Origin of the sequence: Pseudomonas orientalis, from assembly GCF_001439815.1 — a bacterium.
Lineage (GTDB): Bacteria > Pseudomonadota > Gammaproteobacteria > Pseudomonadales > Pseudomonadaceae > Aquipseudomonas > Aquipseudomonas orientalis.
Map to the genome: position 1 here is coordinate 145,407 of NZ_JYLM01000008.1, position 16,566 is coordinate 161,972.

General features: G+C 62.9%; 16 protein-coding genes. 8 read left to right on the top strand and 8 right to left on the bottom strand.

Features of this window, described 5'->3' with window-relative positions; translation table 11 throughout:
* Positions 1–9 precede the first annotated feature (9 nt).
* Genes TU82_RS19805 through TU82_RS19815 form a run of 3 tightly spaced genes read left to right on the top strand, consistent with a single transcriptional unit; the run spans position 10 to position 2,554 of the window.
* Positions 10–726 (top strand): ABC transporter permease, encoded by a 717-nt coding sequence (locus TU82_RS19805; protein WP_057724916.1) that lies wholly within the window; start codon positions 10–12, stop codon positions 724–726.
* Complete coding sequence (locus tag TU82_RS19810; RefSeq protein WP_057724917.1) at positions 723–1,433, top strand: ABC transporter permease; 711 nt, start codon at positions 723–725, stop codon at positions 1,431–1,433. Before TU82_RS19805 ends, TU82_RS19810 begins: the two co-directional genes overlap by 4 nt.
* An 8-nt stretch (positions 1,434–1,441) precedes the next feature.
* The gene (locus TU82_RS19815) at positions 1,442–2,554 is read left to right on the top strand and encodes a succinylglutamate desuccinylase/aspartoacylase family protein (protein WP_057724918.1); all 1,113 of its coding nucleotides are present in this window, start codon (positions 1,442–1,444) and stop codon (positions 2,552–2,554) included.
* Here TU82_RS19815 and TU82_RS19820 read toward each other — a convergent pair whose 3' ends face one another.
* The 4 genes from TU82_RS19820 to TU82_RS19835 form a co-directional block, all read right to left on the bottom strand.
* Positions 2,555–3,109 (bottom strand): tetratricopeptide repeat protein, encoded by a 555-nt coding sequence (locus tag TU82_RS19820; RefSeq protein WP_057724919.1) that lies wholly within the window; start codon positions 3,107–3,109, stop codon positions 2,555–2,557. It lies immediately after the preceding gene.
* Positions 3,110–3,335: 226 nt separating this feature from the next.
* Positions 3,336–4,619 (bottom strand): glutamate-1-semialdehyde 2,1-aminomutase, encoded by a 1,284-nt coding sequence (gene hemL / locus TU82_RS19825; RefSeq protein WP_057724920.1) that lies wholly within the window; start codon positions 4,617–4,619, stop codon positions 3,336–3,338.
* A 19-nt stretch (positions 4,620–4,638) separates the two neighbouring features.
* Positions 4,639–5,262 (bottom strand): thiamine phosphate synthase, encoded by a 624-nt coding sequence (gene thiE, locus TU82_RS19830; RefSeq protein ID WP_057724921.1) that lies wholly within the window; start codon positions 5,260–5,262, stop codon positions 4,639–4,641.
* A gap of 18 nt (positions 5,263–5,280) precedes the next feature.
* Positions 5,281–6,078, bottom strand: coding sequence for a hydroxymethylpyrimidine/phosphomethylpyrimidine kinase (locus TU82_RS19835; protein WP_057724922.1), 798 nt, complete (start codon positions 6,076–6,078; stop codon positions 5,281–5,283).
* A 277-nt stretch (positions 6,079–6,355) separates the two neighbouring features.
* Here TU82_RS19835 and TU82_RS19840 point away from each other — a divergent pair, with 277 nt between their 5' ends.
* The 4 genes from TU82_RS19840 to TU82_RS19855 all read left to right on the top strand — a co-directional run bounded on the left by TU82_RS19840 (position 6,356) and on the right by TU82_RS19855 (position 12,840).
* Positions 6,356–8,755, top strand: a complete 2,400-nt coding sequence (locus tag TU82_RS19840) for a hybrid sensor histidine kinase/response regulator (RefSeq protein ID WP_057724923.1) — start codon at positions 6,356–6,358, stop codon at positions 8,753–8,755.
* Positions 8,756–8,821: 66 nt separating this feature from the next.
* Positions 8,822–10,474, top strand: coding sequence for an acyl-CoA dehydrogenase family protein (locus TU82_RS19845; protein WP_057724924.1), 1,653 nt, complete (start codon positions 8,822–8,824; stop codon positions 10,472–10,474).
* A 186-nt stretch (positions 10,475–10,660) separates the two neighbouring features.
* The gene (amn, locus tag TU82_RS19850) at positions 10,661–12,133 is read left to right on the top strand and encodes an AMP nucleosidase (RefSeq protein ID WP_162276151.1); all 1,473 of its coding nucleotides are present in this window, start codon (positions 10,661–10,663) and stop codon (positions 12,131–12,133) included.
* Between the two features lie 71 nt (positions 12,134–12,204).
* Positions 12,205–12,840 (top strand): pseudouridine synthase, encoded by a 636-nt coding sequence (locus TU82_RS19855; protein WP_057724925.1) that lies wholly within the window; start codon positions 12,205–12,207, stop codon positions 12,838–12,840.
* On the opposite strand, the gene TU82_RS19860 is transcribed toward TU82_RS19855, so the two are convergent.
* Complete coding sequence (locus TU82_RS19860) at positions 12,835–13,044, bottom strand: DUF2788 domain-containing protein (protein ID WP_025858220.1); 210 nt, start codon at positions 13,042–13,044, stop codon at positions 12,835–12,837. The genes TU82_RS19855 and TU82_RS19860 overlap by 6 nt on opposite strands.
* A 255-nt stretch (positions 13,045–13,299) precedes the next feature.
* On the bottom strand, positions 13,300–13,779 hold the full coding sequence (locus TU82_RS19865) for an Lrp/AsnC family transcriptional regulator (protein ID WP_003194418.1): 480 nt from the start codon (positions 13,777–13,779) through the stop codon (positions 13,300–13,302).
* Between the two features lie 417 nt (positions 13,780–14,196).
* Here TU82_RS19865 and TU82_RS19870 point away from each other — a divergent pair, with 417 nt between their 5' ends.
* On the top strand, positions 14,197–15,216 hold the full coding sequence (locus TU82_RS19870) for a DUF6515 family protein (protein WP_057724926.1): 1,020 nt from the start codon (positions 14,197–14,199) through the stop codon (positions 15,214–15,216).
* On the opposite strand, the gene TU82_RS19875 is transcribed toward TU82_RS19870, so the two are convergent.
* Both TU82_RS19875 and TU82_RS19880 read right to left on the bottom strand, forming a co-directional pair.
* Positions 15,213–16,106, bottom strand: coding sequence for a cation diffusion facilitator family transporter (locus tag TU82_RS19875; RefSeq protein WP_057724927.1), 894 nt, complete (start codon positions 16,104–16,106; stop codon positions 15,213–15,215). The genes TU82_RS19870 and TU82_RS19875 overlap by 4 nt on opposite strands.
* Before the next feature lie 9 nt (positions 16,107–16,115).
* The gene (locus TU82_RS19880) at positions 16,116–16,535 is read right to left on the bottom strand and encodes a hypothetical protein (protein WP_057724928.1); all 420 of its coding nucleotides are present in this window, start codon (positions 16,533–16,535) and stop codon (positions 16,116–16,118) included.
* Positions 16,536–16,566: the final 31 nt, after the last annotated feature.

A 16,566-nucleotide genomic window follows, 5' to 3' on the forward strand; every position in this document is an offset into this window, starting at 1 on the left:
GGCAAAAGCATGCTACCGACCTTCTCCCAATTCGCCGCAGCCCTGGGCGGTTTTGCGCCGATGTTATTGCACGGTGTCTGGGTCACCCTGCAACTGGCGCTGTTGTCGTTGCTGCTGGGGCTTGTCCTCGGCCTGCTCGGTGCAGGGGCCAAGCTGTCCGGGGTGCGCACGTGGCGTTTGTGCGCGCAGCTCTATACCACGTTGATACGCGGTGTGCCGGACCTCTTATTGATGCTGTTGATTTTCTACGGGCTGCAAACCGGCTTGAGCCGTCTGACCGCCGGGTTGGGCTGGGCGTACATCGACATCGACCCTTTCAGCGCGGGCGTGCTGACGCTGGGGTTTATCTACGGCGCCTATTTCACCGAAACCTTTCGCGGCGCCTTGCTGGCTGTACCGCGCGGCCAGTTCCAGGCGGCCAAGGCCCTTGGGCTGACCTTCGGCCAGAGTTTCGTGCATGTGATCTTCCCGCAAATGATGCGCTTCGCCCTGCCGGGGCTGGGCAATAACTGGCTGGTCTTGCTCAAGGCCACCGCGCTGGTGTCGATCATCGGCTTGGCGGACCTGGTGAAAGTCGCTCAGGTGGCGGGCAAGAGCAGTCAGCAACTGCTGGCCTTTCTGTTGCTGGCGGCGCTGGTGTACCTGCTGCTCAGCAGTGTTTCAAACCTGGTACTGGCTTGGCTGGCGCGTCGCTACGCCGGCGGTGTGCAGGAGTCATCACGATGATCGAGCTCATCCAGGAATACTGGCGGCCGTTGATTTATTCCGATGGCCGGCAGATCACCGGCCTGGCCATGACCCTGTGGCTGACCAGCGCTTCGTTATGCCTGGGCCTGCTGCTGGCGTTGCCATTGTCCATCGCCAGGACCTCTGCCCGGCGCTGGCTGCGCTGGCCGGTGCAGGGTTTTACCTACGTGTTTCGCGGCACACCGCTGTATATCCAGTTGCTGATTTTCTACACCGGGATCTACAGCCTGGCCGCCGTGCGCGAGCAGCCGGTGCTGGATGCGTTTTTCCGCGAAGCACTCAACTGCACCCTGCTTGCATTCGCCCTGAATACCGCCGCCTACACCACAGAAATCCTGGCGGGCGCCATTCGCGCGATGCCTCGCGGGGAAATCGAGGCCGCGCGGTCCCTGGGCTTTGACGGGTGGAAACTGTACGTGCACCTGATCATGCCTTCGGCCCTGCGCCGATCGCTGCCGTACTACAGCAATGAAGTGATTTTCATGCTGCATTCCACCACCCTGGCGTTCACCGCCACGGTGCCGGACATACTCAAAGTCGCGCGGGATGCCAATGCTGCCACCTTTCTCACCTTCCAATCTTTCGGCCTGGCCGCGGTCCTGTACCTGTGCATCACATTTGCTCTGGTCGGCCTGTTTCGCCTGGCTGAACGGCGTTGGCTGAGCTTTCTCGATGCGGGCCGATAGGAGGCGCTATGCAGACGCACATTCACGGGTTGTTGACGGCTGTGCCCGGCACGGCACGGCAGATCCATAGTTTTCACTACGGCCCGGCCGGTGCACAGGGCAAGGTGTATATCCAGGCATCCCTGCATGCCGATGAACTGCCGGGTATGCTGGTGTGCTGGCATCTGAAACAGCGGCTGGCGCATCTGGAAGCGGTCGGGGCGCTGCGCTGGGAAGTGGTGCTGGTGCCGGTGGCCAATCCGCTGGGGTTGGAGCAAGTGTTGATGGACGTGCCACAGGGGCGCTTCGATAACGACAGTCGAGAGAACTTTAACCGCTTCTTTATCGATGTCGGCCGGCAGGTCGCGGATCAGGTGCAGGATTGGCTGAGCGAAGACCCTGCACATAATCTGCAGTTGATCCGTTCGACCCTGCGGCAAACCCTTGCCGACGAGGTACCGGCCACGCAACTGCAGTCGATGCGCTTGGTCTTGCAAGCGCTGGCCTGTGACGCCGATGTGGTGCTGGACCTGCACTGTGATTTCGAGGCGGTCCAGCACCTGTACCTGGCGCCGCACGCCTGGCCGCAAGTGGAGCCGCTGGCGCGGTACCTGGGCGCGCAAGCCTGTTTTATGAGCGAAGACGCGGGCGGTCACTCGTTCGACGATTGCTACACCCTGTTCTGGGCACAGATGCAGGCGCGTTTCCCGGGGCGATTGGCGGCGCCGGGATTTGCCGCGACGGTGGAGCTGCGCGGGGTGGCCGATGTGGATGATGGGCTGGCCCGCCAGGACAGTCAGGCATTGATCAACTACCTGACGCTGCGCGGGGCCATTGACGGCCCCGCGCCACCACCGCCGGCGTTGCTGAACCCGCCGACACCCTTGGCCGGGGTCGAGCCGGTGGTGAGTCCGGTGGGAGGCCTGATTGTATTTTGCGCGCAGGTGGGCGATTACCTCAAAGCGGGACAAGCGCTGGCGCATATCATTGATCCGATCACCGATGGCGTGACCCCGGTGGTTTGCGAGCGTGAAGGGCTTTTGTATGTGCGCTCAGTGCGCCGAATGGCGAGCGCCGGTATGCCGATCGCCCATGTGGCGGGGCCCACCGCGTATCGACAGGGCTACCTGTTATCGCCGTGATCAGGGCAGGGGGGAGAAGGGTGAGCGCCCATCGGCACTCTGCAGTTCCTGCAGGTAATTGCGGAAGATCTGCCCCAGCACCTGGGTGGCCACTTCCAGTTCATCGCGCTGCATGTGCTCGGCGACTTCGTCGGCGGTGTCCAGGGCGTCTTCGGCGCCGTTGACTGCTGCCATTTTCAGCACGATGTAGGCCTGCACGTTATTGGCCGGCACACCTTCGCCGCGGAAGAACATGTTGCCGAGCTGGAATTGCGCCTGGGCGTGGCCCTGCAGCGAAGCTTTTTCGAAGTAGCTCAACGCTTTGTTGAGGTCGACGGCGGGGTTCTTGCTGTCGTGGTAGTACTCGCCCAACTCGTATTGCGCTTGCGCATCCCCTTCGTCAGCCTGTTTCTGGCACGCGCTCAGGGCTTCGGCCTGGGTGTCCGGCTGGGTATTGAGGGTGCAACGACCCATCGCTGGGATTAACAACGAGTTGCCGCCTGCTTGGGCATGCGCCAGCAGCGGCTGAAGGAGCAACAGGCAGCCCAGAACCAGGGTGCGGCCGGTGCGTTTCATGGGAATCGACTTACCTCTGACGGGGCGCGCGGACCCTCGGGGAGTCCAATAAGCGCGCATTATGAAATAAGCAGGCCTCTGCTTACAAAGTCTTTACTCGTTTTTCTGCTGCTTGGGCAAGTTATCTGCCGGATTGCAGGGCAATTCTTCAAAAAACCGGGAAATCTCTGTAGGCAAAGTAGCAAACCTGACGCCGACACGGGCAGCGTCAGGTGTTTGCCGTCATTTATTTCAGGGCCGCGAAGGCACGCTCGGCAGCATCCAGGGTCAGCTTCAGCTCGGCCTCGCCATGGGCGATCGACGTGAAGCCCGCTTCAAAGGCACTCGGCGCCAGGTACACGCCGCCTTCGAGCATCAGGTGGAAGAAGCGCTTGAACAGGTCGGCATCGCTGCCCATGACGTCATCAAAGGTGACGATGTCGTCGGCGCCGCTGAAGTACAGGCCGAACATGCCGCCGGCCTGGGTGGTAACGAACGGGATACCGGCGGCGTCGGCGCGCACTTGCAAGCCGTCCAGCAGGCGGGTGGTGTAGTCGGTCAGCTCGGCATGGAAGCCCGGGCGGCTGATCAGGCGCAGGGTGGTCAGGCCGGCCGCCATCGCCAGCGGGTTACCCGACAGCGTGCCGGCCTGGTAGACCGGGCCCAGCGGGGCGATGTGCTGCATGATCTCGCGCTTGCCGCCGAAGCAGCCCACCGGCATGCCGCCGCCGATGATCTTGCCGAAGGTGCTCAGGTCCGGCGTGACGCTGTAGTGCGCCTGGGCGCCACCGAGGGCGACGCGGAAGCCGGTCATCACTTCGTCAAAAATCAGCACCACGCCGTGTTTGTCACACTGCTCGCGCAGACCTTCGAGGAAACCCGGGGCCGGTGGCACGCAATTCATGTTGCCGGCGACCGGCTCGACGATGATGCAGGCAACGTCCTGGCCGACTTCAGCGAGCATCTGCTCGACGGCGGCGATGTCGTTGAACGGCAGGGTCAGCGTATGTTTGGCGAACGCCGCCGGCACGCCGGCCGAACTCGGTACGCCCTGGGTCAGCGCGCCGGAACCGGCTTTTACCAGCAGGCTGTCGGAATGGCCGTGGTAGCAACCTTCGAACTTGATGATGCTGTCGCGACCGGTGAAACCACGGGCCAGGCGGATTGCGCTCATGGTGGCTTCGGTGCCGGAGCTGACCATGCGCACCATTTCCATCGACGGCACGATCGAGCAGACAAGGTCAGCCATCTCGGTTTCCATCGCGGTCGGCGCACCGTAGGACAAGCCATGCTGCAATTGCTGGCGGACGGCGTCCAGCACGTCCGGATGGCTGTGACCGAGGATCATCGGGCCCCAGGAGCCGACGTAGTCGACGTAGCGCTTGTCATCTTCGTCGGTGACATAAGCGCCTTCGGCATGCTTGAAGAACAACGGCGTGCCGCCCACGCTCTTGAACGCACGCACGGGGGAGTTCACACCGCCGGGGATGTGTTTCTGGGCATCGGCAAACAGGGTTTCGGAACGGGACATGGTGGGAGTCTCTCTGAAATCAAATCTTGAAAAGGGCATTGAAAGCACGGGCACGGCGCGTGACTTCCTGGGTGCTGTCGGCGCCGAACAGGCCGTGCACCACGGCGAGCAGGTCGGCCCCGTGGGCCACCAGCGGTTCGGCGTTTTCCAGGGTGACGCCGCCGATCACGCAGATGGGCAGGTGCAGGCGTTTGCGCGCATCGGCCAGCATTTCAACGCTGGCGGCCGGGGCGCCGGGTTTGGTCGTGGAATTGAAAAAGCGGCCGAAGGCGACGTAACTGGCGCCTTCCTTCGCGGCCTGTTCGGCCAGTTCGATCTGGCTGTGGCAGGTGGCGCCGATGATCGCTTTGGAGCCGAGCAGCGCCCGGGCCGGGGTCAGCGGGCCGTCGGTCTGGCCCAGGTGCACGCCCACGCCCAGGCGCGCGGCCAGTTCGGCGTCATCGTTGATGATCAACTGGGTCTTGTAGCGCGAGCACAGCTCCCGCAGTTTTTGCGCCTCGCGCAGACGGCGCGCTTCGTCGCTGCTCTTGTCGCGGTACTGCAGCAATGTCACGCCGCCGTCCAACGCCGCTTCGACGTAGGCGAGGAATTTGCCGGCCAACAGTTGGCTGTCGGTAATGGCGTAAAGGCCACGTAGTTTCATCGGGCAGGCCTCTCGGTATTAAGAGCAGAAATCCAGCGGCAGACGGCGAGGCACGAACTGGCCCTGACCGAGTCGTTCGGCGTCACGCAGGGTGCGCCAGGTGTAGTTGAGCGCCGACTGCACCGCGCTCACCAACCCTTCGCCCTGGGCGATTCGCCCGGCGAGGGTGCTGGCCAGGGTGCAACCCGAGCCGTGATAGCTGCCGGGCAAACGCTGGCACGTATAGGTATGGCGGCTGCCGTCGCGGCTGTACAGGCGATTGTGCACTTCGTGCTCATCGCCGTGGCCACCGGTTATCAGCAGGTGCTTGATGTAGGGCAACAGCTTTTCAGCGCATTCGTCGGCGCTGCCTTCGGGCAGTTCGGCAAGGATGCGCGCCTCGGGCAGGTTGGGCGTAGCGATCAGCGCCAGGGGCAACAGCCGCTCGCGCATCGCATAGCCGACTTCATCCTTGCCCAGGCTGCCACCGCCGCCGGCGCGCAGCACCGGGTCGCAGACCACCGGCAGGTGCGGGTGCGCCTGCAGCAGTTCGACCACGGTGTCGACCATGGCGGTAGAACCCAGCATGCCCAGCTTGACCGCCGCGACTTCGGAGTCGCCGAGCACGGCATTGGCCTGGGCCAGCACCCACTCGCGGTCGAGCACACGAAAGTCACTGACATTGACCGTGTTCTGCACGGTAAGCGCGGTGACGGCCGTGGCGGCGTGGCAGCCTTGGGCGAGCAGGGCTTCTATATCTGCCTGCAAGCCGGCGCCACCACTGGGATCATGGCCGGAGAGACAGAGAACAACGGGGCGAGAGCTGTAGATATTCATGGAGCGCGAGCTTACCACCAAACGCTTTTTGCGTGGCCGTCCGACGATAGGTGAATAGTGCCCTGGGCAGACGCTTTTGCGGTGGCGGAAAAAGGCCTGCAAATACGCTGAAAGCCACGTTCCAGGGCCATCCGAAAAATAGTTCCAATGGTGTCCAATGGCCTTTACCGGCTATGCTAGAGTGGATCCAAACACCTTACTGTATTGCCGGTGTACGTCTTCTCAAAAGGAATGGGGGAGCTTTTTGCCATAACCGGTCAGGCCACGCTGGGGCTCTATGCGCTATTTGCTGATTTTATTATTGTGCGGGCTGCCGCTGCTGGCGGGCGCCGTCGAGTTCAATCAGAGCACCCGAAGCCTGCCGTTGGGCCGGGTCATGCAAGTGCTCGAAGACCCCACCGGCGCCCTCACCATTGCCGATGTCAGCTCCCCGGCCTACGCCGCTCAATTCAAGACCCATGACAAAGCCACCCTCAATGCCGGTTATTCGCACTCGGTGTTCTGGCTGAAGGTCAACCTGCATTACACCGCCGTTGACCCGCGCTCCCCGCGCAGCTGGTTTCTGGAGCTGGCTTACCCGCCGCTCAATCGCCTGGATCTGTACCAGAACGACGGCACCGGCACTTATCGCCTCACCACCCGCACCGGCAGCGCGTTACCGTTTTCCAGCCGCGAGGTGCGCCAGAGCAACTACCTGTTCAAGCTCAACTTCGTGCCCGACCAGCGGCAGACGGTCTACCTGCGCTTGCAAAGCCAGGGCTCGATCCAGGCGCCGTTGACCCTCTGGGCCGGCACCGCCTATATGGAAGAGCAGCCGCTGCGCCTGTATGTACTGGGTGCTATCTACGGCGTGTTGCTGGGTATGCTGATTTACAACCTGTTCATTTATTTGAGCGTGCGCGACACCAGCTACCTTTATTACATCCTCTACATCGCCTCGTTTGGCCTGTACCAACTCTCGGTCAATGGCGTGGCGGTGGAATACTTCTGGCCGAACAACCCGTGGTGGGCGAATGCGGCGGTGCCGTTTCTGATCGGCGCGGCCGCCTTGTTCGGCAGCCTGTTCGCGCGCAGTTTCCTGCACACCGCGCAACACAGCCGCTGGCTCGACCGCATCCTGCTGGCGCTGGCCGCCTGTGGCGGGCTGGTCATGGCGCTGGCGCTGTTGACCAGCTACGCGGTGGCCCTGCGCCTGGCCACCGGCCTGGCATTGGTATTCACCGTGACCATCTTCGTGACCGCGATCAAAGCCTGGTATTGCGGCCAGCGCATGGCGCGTTATTTCATCATTGCCTGGTCGGCGTTTTTACTCGGAGGCGTGGTCAATACGCTGATGGTGCTGGGCTACTTGCCCAACGTCTTTCTCACGATGTATGCCAGCCAGATCGGCTCGGCCATTGAAGTCGCGCTGCTGTCCCTGGCCCTGGCCGACCGCATCAACGGTATGCGCGAGCAGCAGGCGCAGATCCTGTTCGATGCCAGCCAGAAGCTCGAAGTGCTCAACCAGCAACTGGCCCGCAGCAACCGGCTCAAGGATGAATTTCTCGCCACCTTGACCCATGAGTTACGCACGCCGATGAACGGCGTGATCGGCTCCCTTGAACTGATGCAAACCGAATCCCTGGGCGACGACCTGGCGCAGTACCAGCAAACCGCCGCCGGTTCGGCGCGGGACATGATGCGCATGGTCAACGGCATTCTCACCCTGACCGAATTGCAGGCCGGCCGCCTGGTTGCGCAGCCCCAGGCCTTCGGCCTGCGCGGCGCGCTGGAAACCTTGCGCCAACAGTTCACCCCCAGCGCCCAGGCCAAGGGCCTGGAGTTTTCCATTGACGTCGCCGATGCCGTGCCGGACCGCGTGATCGGCGACGCCGACAAACTGATTCAGTGCCTGGATTGCCTGCTGGACAACGCCTTCAAATTCACCCACCACGGCGCGGTGCGCCTGCGCGTGGTGGGCATCCCCCAAGCCGATGGCGGCTTGCACCTGAGCTTTATCGTGACCGACACCGGTATCGGCTTCGCCTTCCTTGACGAAGCCACGCTGTACCAACGCTTCTTCCAGCTCGACGGTTCGATGACCCGCGAGTACGGTGGATTGGGCATCGGCCTGGCGATTTGCCGGCAGTTGATCGAGTTGGTGGGCGGGCGTCTCACCCACCATTCGGAGCCACGCAAGGGCAGTCGCTTCCAGCTGGAAGTGGACGTCAAGCCGATGCCGCCGGAGCCCAAGCCGGCCGGGCAGTCGCGTCCTGCACAACGCGCGCCGCAGGAGTGCACGGTGCTGCTGGTGGACGACAACAGCGTGGTGCAACTGGCGGTGCGGGGCATGCTGCTCAAACTGGGTTACCGGGTCAAAGCCGTGGATGGCGGCCCGGCTGCACTGACGACCTTGCAGGAGCACAGGTTCGATGCGGTGATATTGGATGTGCCTGAGGGCGGCTTCTCGTTGTGCTGCCAGATTCGTGCCTTGCCGGGCTGCGGTGAGTTACCGGTGATTGGCATGAGCGCTGCACTTAATGTCACAGACCGTGAGCGCTGCCATGGCATCGGCATGAGCGAGCACCTGGCCAAGCCGGTGCGTTTCGAAGCCTTGCAGGCCACGCTGGAGCGCCTTGTGCTGTGTCCGCAAGAGGGCGAAAGCGCCGTGCATTCGGCGCGTATGCCACTTTTTTAACGCCGGTGACGGTGCTTAACTGAAATCAAGGCCTCGATGACGTGGCCTTTTTCCAGGAGGCCCGTCATGAACCTGCACCGGTTTGCCGAAACCCACGACGTCACCAACCAGCCCCCGTCCCTGGACGGTACCAACCTGTATCGCATCGACCTGCCCCTGCAAGAGTGGGCGCGTCGCTTTGGCGCCGGCTGGGCCGAGTCGCGTATCGATGCCTATGGTGCATTGGCCGGCGGGCCGCTGATGGAAGCCGGCTTCCTGGCCAATCAGAACAAGCCGCTGTTCAGCAGCCATGACCGTTATGGTCACCGGATTGACCTGGTGGAGTTTCACCCGGCCTACCACGAACTGCTGCGCACCGCCGTCGAGCATGGCCTGCCGTCGCTGCCGTGGACCGATCCGCAATCCGGCGCCCACGTGGCGCGCGCCGCCATGACTTATCTGCACACCCAGGCCGAAGCCGGCAGCGGTTGCCCGCTGACCATGACCTTCGCCTGCGTCCCGGCCCTGCGCCTGCAACCCGAGCTGGCGGACCTCTGGCTGCCGAAGATTCTCAGCACCCAATACGACCCGCGCAATGTCGGCATTGCCCACAAGAGCGGTGCCACAATCGGCATGGCCATGACCGAAAAACAGGGCGGCACCGACGTGCGCGCCAACACCACCCGCGCCTACCCGGTGGGAGCGGGCGGTCCGGGGCAGGGCTATGAACTGGTCGGCCACAAATGGTTCTGCTCGGCGCCGATGTGCGACGGGTTCCTCACCCTGGCCCAGACCGACAAGGGCCTGAGTTGTTTTCTGTTGCCCCGGCATCGCCCGGATGACACGCGCAACGAGTTCTACATCCAGCGGTTGAAGAACAAACTCGGCAATTGCTCCAACGCCTCCAGTGAAGTGGAGTTTCGCGGCGCCCTGGCCTGGATGATCGGTGAAGAGGGGCGCGGCGTGCCGACCATCATCGAGATGGTCGCCATGACCCGCTTCGATTGCATGGTCGGTTCCAGCGCGTTGATGCGCCAGGCATTGACCCAGGCGAGCCATCACTGCGCCCATCGCTCGGTCGGTGGCCGCGTGCTGAGCGAACAACCGCTGATGCAGAACGTGCTCGCCGACCTGGCCCTGGAGAGCGAGGCGGCCCTGGCCTTGAGCCTGCGCATGGGCCGGGCGCTGGATCACCTGGAGGATGAGCAGGAAGCCAAGTTCGCCCGGCTGGTGACGGCGGTGGGCAAGTATTGGATCTGCAAACGGGCGCCGGCCATGATCAACGAAGCCGCTGAATGCATGGGCGGTGCGGGTTATGTCGAGGACAGCATCCTGCCGCGTCTGTACCGTGAGGCACCGGTGAATTCGACGTGGGAAGGTTCCGGCAACGTGCAATGCCTGGACGTGCTGCGGGCATTGTCCAAGGAACCGGGTGTGCTGGAGGCGTTGTTTGTCGAGCTGGGTGACGGGCATGGGGACCGGCAATTGGCGCGGCACATCGAACAGTTGAAGTCAGCGTTTATGGACACCCAGGATATTCAATACCGCGCCCGCCAGCTCACCGAGGATATCGCCCTGGCGTTGCAGGCCAAGCTGCTGCTGGAGGCCGGTAATGCGGCGGTCAGCGATGGGTTTGTGGCCAGTCGGTTGGGGGCGTCGTCCGGTCGGGTCTACGGCGCCTTGCCGCGTGGGGTGGATGTGGAAGCGCTTGTCGCCCGTTCAACCCCGCCATCTCCTTGAATAAACGCGGTCAAGTGTGGGAGGGGGCTTGCCCCCGATAGCGGTGTGTCAGCCAATACATCTGGTGGCTGATACTCAGCTATCGGGGGCAAGCCCCCTCCCACATTATTAACAGCATTCCAATCCGACTGTTTCAGTGAAGCCTGGATACAGGCAAGATAAAGGCCTGCAAGTCCAGAACACAGGATGCTTACCGTGACCGAAGCTTTTGTTGTCGTTCAAACCGCTGAAGAAGCCGTGGATCGGCTGGCGGCCCTGCATGAGCGTGCGACTGGCGCGCTCAATCAAGCCCTCAAGCAATACCTCAAGGACCGCGTCGAACCCGACGCCGAACAACGCGCGCTGTTTCGCTATCCGGAACTGCGCCTGACCTACCATTGCCACGGCGAAGTCCCACAGACCACCCGGGCCTATGCCAAGGTGCAACTGCCGGGGACCTACAGCGTTACCGTCACCCATCCGGCGGCTTTCCGTAAGTACCTGCTGGAGCAACTGGTGCCGCTGATGCACGACTTCACTGTGACGGTGGAAGTGGGCGTCAGCCAGCAGAACATTCCGTACCCGTATGTGGTGGAGCAGGGCGACGAACTGGCCGGTTCCGGCGTAACCGCCGCGACCCTGGCCCGCGTGTTCCCCAGCACCGACTTGTCCGCCGCCACCGATGGCATCGCCGACGGTCTCTATGACTGGGAAAACACCGACCCGCTGCCCCTGGCCCTGTTCGACGCGGCGCGCGTGGACTTTTCCCTGCGCCGCCTGGTGCACTACACCGGCAGCGACTGGCGCCATGTGCAGCCGTGGATTCTGCTGACCAACTATCACCGCTATGTTGACCAGTTCATCGTGCACGGCCTGGAGCAACTGCGCAGCGACCCACGCTTTATCCGCATGGTGCTGCCGGGCAACGTGGTGATCGACAAGAGCATGGACCACGGCGAAGCGTCGGCGATTGCCGCGGGCGTGGTCTGGCATCGCTACCAGATGCCGGCCTATCACCTGCAGGCCACTGACGGCCATGGCGTGACCCTGGTGAATATCGGCGTGGGCCCCTCCAACGCCAAGAACATCACCGACCACCTGGCCGTGCTGCGCCCGCATTGCTGGCTGATGATCGGGCACTGCGGCGGCCTGCGCCAATCCCAGACCATCGGCGACTACGTACTGGCCCACGCCTATATGCGTCGCGACGGGATTCTCGACCGCGTGGTACCGCCGAACATCCCGATCCCGGCCCTGGCCGAAGTGCAACTGGCGCTTCAGCAAGCAGCGGCTAAAGTCACCGGCGAAAAAGGCGACGAACTGAAAAAACGCCTGCGCACCGGCACCGTATTGACCTACGACGACCGCAACTGGGAACTGCGCTGGGCCCAGGAACGGCCGCTGATCAACCTGTCCCGCGCCGTGGCGGTGGACATGGAAAGCGGCACCATTGCCGCCCAGGGTTACCGGTTGCGTGTGCCGTACGGCACGTTGTTGTGTGTGTCGGACAAGCCGCTGCACAGCGAGATCAAGCTGCCGGGTTCGGCCAACGCGTTCTACGAGCGCGCCGTCAGCCAGCACTTGAAGATCGGCATCGAGGCCGTCGACCTGCTGCGCACCGAACTCAACTCGCTGCACTCGCGCAAACTGCGCAGCTTCGACGAACCGCCGTTCCGCTAAGCGGTGGGGATGGTCATTTAGCGGTCAGGCCACTAGCATTGTCGGTCCTGACCGTTAGATGTCCCGTTGCCATGTCCCGTCCCACCCGTCCCGATGCGCGCCGCCCCGGCGTGAAACCCCCGCATGCAGGCCCGCGCCGTGTCGCCAAGGCGCCGCCGGCCGAGCCGAAGCTGATCCTGTTCAACAAGCCTTTCGATGTGCTGACCCAGTTCAGTGACGAAGGCGGGCGCGCGACCCTCAAGGATTTTATCGATATCCCCGGTATCTACCCGGCCGGCCGCCTGGACCGTGACAGCGAAGGTCTGTTGTTGCTGACCAATGATGGCCAGTTGCAGGCGCGCATTGCCGATCCCAAACACAAGCTGGCAAAAACCTACTGGGTGCAAGTCGAAGGCGAACCGACCGAAGAACAACTGCAACGCCTGCGCGACGGCGTGGAGCTCAACGACGGCATGACCTTGCCCGCCGAGGCGCGGCAGTTGGAAGAACCCGAATTATGGCCGCGCAACCCGCCCGTGCGCTTTCGCAAAATCGTGCCCACTCACTGGCTGGAGCTGGTGATTCGTGAAGGGCGTAATCGCCAGGTGCGGCGCATGACCGCGGCAGTGGGCTTGCCGACGTTGCGCCTGGTGCGCGTGCGGATTGGTGACTGGTCGATCGACGGCCTCGATCAGGGCCAATGGAAGGCCGTGCCGGCACGTTTATAAGGCGCCGGACTCGATCAGCCCAATCACCACGCTCTTGATGATGAACGCGGCCACGCCCAGGCCCAGCACGAAAAACAGAATGAACGAGCCAAAGCGCCCGGCCTTGGATTTCTTCGCCAGGTCCCAGACGATAAAGCCCATGAAGATAATCAGCAGGGTGACCAGGCCGGTCATCATCCATTCTTCGAACAGGGCGGGGTCGATGTTGTTCATGGGCGCTTCCTACAAAGGCAGGCGGGAAGTATACGGCAGCGTCACCGGCACAACATTGACCTGGATCGAAGTGCAATCCAAATGTGGTAGGAGGGCTTTCCCTGATTCTGTAGGAGCGAGCTTGCTCGCGAAAAACGTCAACGACAACGCGTGCTTTCTGAATGAACGCGGTGCCTGTGAGTTTTTCGCGAGCAAGCTCGCTCCTACAACAAGCAAGCCCCCTCCCACATTTGACCTTCATTGATCTTAAGTGCGCAGGTGGGTCAGGGGCAGTTCGGTGCTGTTGAGCACCTGGTTGAGCACAAAGCTGGAACGCACGCTGGTCACGCCTTCAATCCGGGTCAGATGCCCCAGCAACAGCTTCTGGTAGTGATCCATGTCCGGCACCACCACCTTCAACTGATAGTCGGCGTCCATCCCGGTCACCAGGCTGCATTCCAGCACCTGGGGCAAGGTGCGGATGGCCGCTTCGAAATTCTCGAAACGTTCCGGTGTATGCCGGTCCATACCGATCAGCACATAGGCCGTGAGGCTCAGGCCAAGCATCTTGCGGTCGAGCAGCGCGACCTGGCGGGCGATGTAGCCGTCGTCTTCCAATTGCTTGACCCGGCGCGAGCAGGGCGAAGGCGACAGGCCGATACGCTCGGCCAACTCCTGGTTGGAGATCCGCGCGTCACGCTGCAATTCCGCCAAAATACTCAGGTCGTATCGGTCAAGCTTGCTCATTGGGTTAGCCTTTGTCGTAACTATTGCGGTGAATTATCCATGAAGGGTTAAAAATTGCGCAAGCACTGTTTATTGACGCAATCTTCGCAATCATCCGTCGGGCGGGTGCCTGTATCTTTATCAACAGAATCACCGCCTGGACAACAGTCCACTGCAGCCCGCCCAATCAGGCCCGCTGCGGCCGCCACCCCAGCAGGGTTGAGCCGGCCTCCAGGCTGCACACTGTCCACAAGACAGCGTGAGGTGAGCCAACGTCAAAAGCGTTGAGCCAGGACGAAATTCTTAAGGGGTGGCCGACGGGTCACCCCTTTTCTTTTGCGTTCAAGAAAATAGTTCTCGTGACTGATAACCTGTCTCAGAACCGGGCGAGGCTTTCCCAGTCTCATGAACAAGCCCTAACCCGCAGTGAGGAAAAGCATGAAGCGCATCTGGCGTATGGCAGGTGTTGGTTTGCTGGTGGTCAGCGTCAGCACGCAGGTAATGGCCGACGAGCGCGATAACTCACCGGGCCAGGGGCCGCGGCCACAGGGCGGTGGCCAGCATGAGCGGGGGCCGGAAGGCGCAGGTCGCCCGGAGAGTAACCAGCCGCGCCCGCAGGCCCCGCAGGTTGATCGCGGCGGCCACAATGGCGGCGATCAATGGCAAGGGCGACCGCCGGTCAATGAACCGGGGCGGCCACAACCGCAGCCGTCGAACAACCTGCCGATCCAGGGCCGGCCCGATACCGTGCGCCAGACCCAGGAATCGCGCCAGGGTTACTACCGCGACATTCCCCGGCGCAATGACGACAACCGGCACTGGGAGGCTGGCGGTCCGGGTTCGCGCCCCGGCTACAATGGTCATCCCAATGATAACCGTTGGGATAACCGCTGGCCTGGCCGCCCCGACGGGCATGGCAACGGCTGGGGCCCGGGCCCGCAGTATCGCCCAGGCTATATCGTCGACCGCTTCCCGGAGCGCAATTACCGCGTGCCGTATCGCGGCCAGGATTACTTTTTCTCCGGCGGCTACTGGTACCGTCCGCAAGGCCCGCGCTATGTGGTGGTGAGGCCGCCGTATGGTATCCGTGTGCAGTATTTGCCGGACTACGCGCGTGAAGTCTGGGTGGGCGGTTCGCTATTGTTTCTGGCGGCTGGCGCCTACTACGCCTACGAACAGAACACCCAGCAATACGTGGTGGTGGAACCGCCGGCGCAAGTGCCTGTGCCTCCGCCTGCGCCGCAAGGCAACGGCTATAACGTGGTGGCCTACCCTGCCAATGGGCAGTCGCCGGCTCAGGTACAGCAGGACGGTTACGATTGTTATCGCTGGGCCGCGCAGCAAAGCGGCTTCGACCCGCAGGCCGCCACCTACGCCCCCGACCCTGCCGTTGTGCAAACCTACCGCCAGGCCCAGGGCAACTGCCTGAGCGGTCGTGGCTATCAGGTCCAGTATTAGGCTCTGGCGCCGGTGACCACTTCCAGCGGGTCGGCGTGCACCAGCACCTCGGCCTTCGGGTAGGCCTGGTGAATGGCATCGGCGGCCTGGTCGCTGATGCCGTGGGCCACGGACAACGTCAATTCTCCCGGCAATTCCAGGTGCAACTGCACGAACCAGTGGTTGCCGGACACTCGCGTGCGCAGGTCATGGGCACCCAGTACGCCGGGTACGCCACGGGCCAGGTCCAGCATGTGCTGGCTGATATCGGCCGGCAGTTCCTCGTCCATCAGCACGGCAAAGCTCTCGCGGGCAATCTGGATGGCGCTCCACAGGATGTAGGCAGCGATCCCCAGGCCGAACCAGGCGTCCACCTGATGCCAGCCAAAACCGGCGAGCACCAACGCCACCAGGATGCTGGCGTTGAGCATCAGGTCGGAGCGGTAATGCAGCGAATCGGCGCGCACCGCGTTGGAGCCGGTTTCGCGGATCACCCGGTGTTGCAGCATCAACAACGCCACGGTCAGCACCAATGAGAACAAGATCACGCCAATGCTCAGCCAGGGCGCGCCCACCGGTTCCGGGTGCTGCAGGCGTTGATAGGCCTGGAACGCGATCAACACCGCACTGGCGCCGATAAACAGCGCCTGGGCCATCCCCGACAGCGACTCCGCCTTGCCGTGACCGTAACGGTGATCATCATCGGCGGGGCGCAGGGCGTAGTGCACCGCCAGCAGATTGAGCAACGAGGTCACGCCGTCGAGCAGCGAGTCGGTCAACCCGGCGAGCATGGCCACCGAGCCACTGAACCACCAGGCGATGGCCTTGGTGACGATCAGCGCGCAGGCCACGCCCACCGAGGCGCGGGTGGCCAGGCGCAGAAGCCTGGCGTGTTCGGGACTGCTGGTCATGGGCTGTCCTTATGCGGCGGGTTGCAGGCCCAGGGACGCCAGTTGTTGCACGCTGCCCTTGAACTGGATCAGGCGCGGGTCGTCCAGCGGCAAGGTGCGGCCGGTTTCCTTCTGGATGATGCTCTGCAGCTTGACGTTATCGACCTTGCCGTCGGCGCCGATGGCTTCGTGCAGTTTTTCCGGCGCGACCTGGGCGGTCTTGCCCGGTTCGAAATAGATCGCGCCCGTGGCGAAGTCGACGCCAAACGCGATCAGGCCCGGGATTACATAGAACAGCAGGCCGACCGCATCGAGCACGGCAATCGCCGGGTCGATCTTGCCGTCGATCTGGCCGCGCCGATCCGGATAGAAAATCGAACCGCAGGCGGTGAGTTGGCTCAGCAGGGTGACGGCCAAGACGCCGCCGATGACACGGGAAGCGATACGCATGAAAAAGTCTCCTGAACATAGTAAGGGTGAC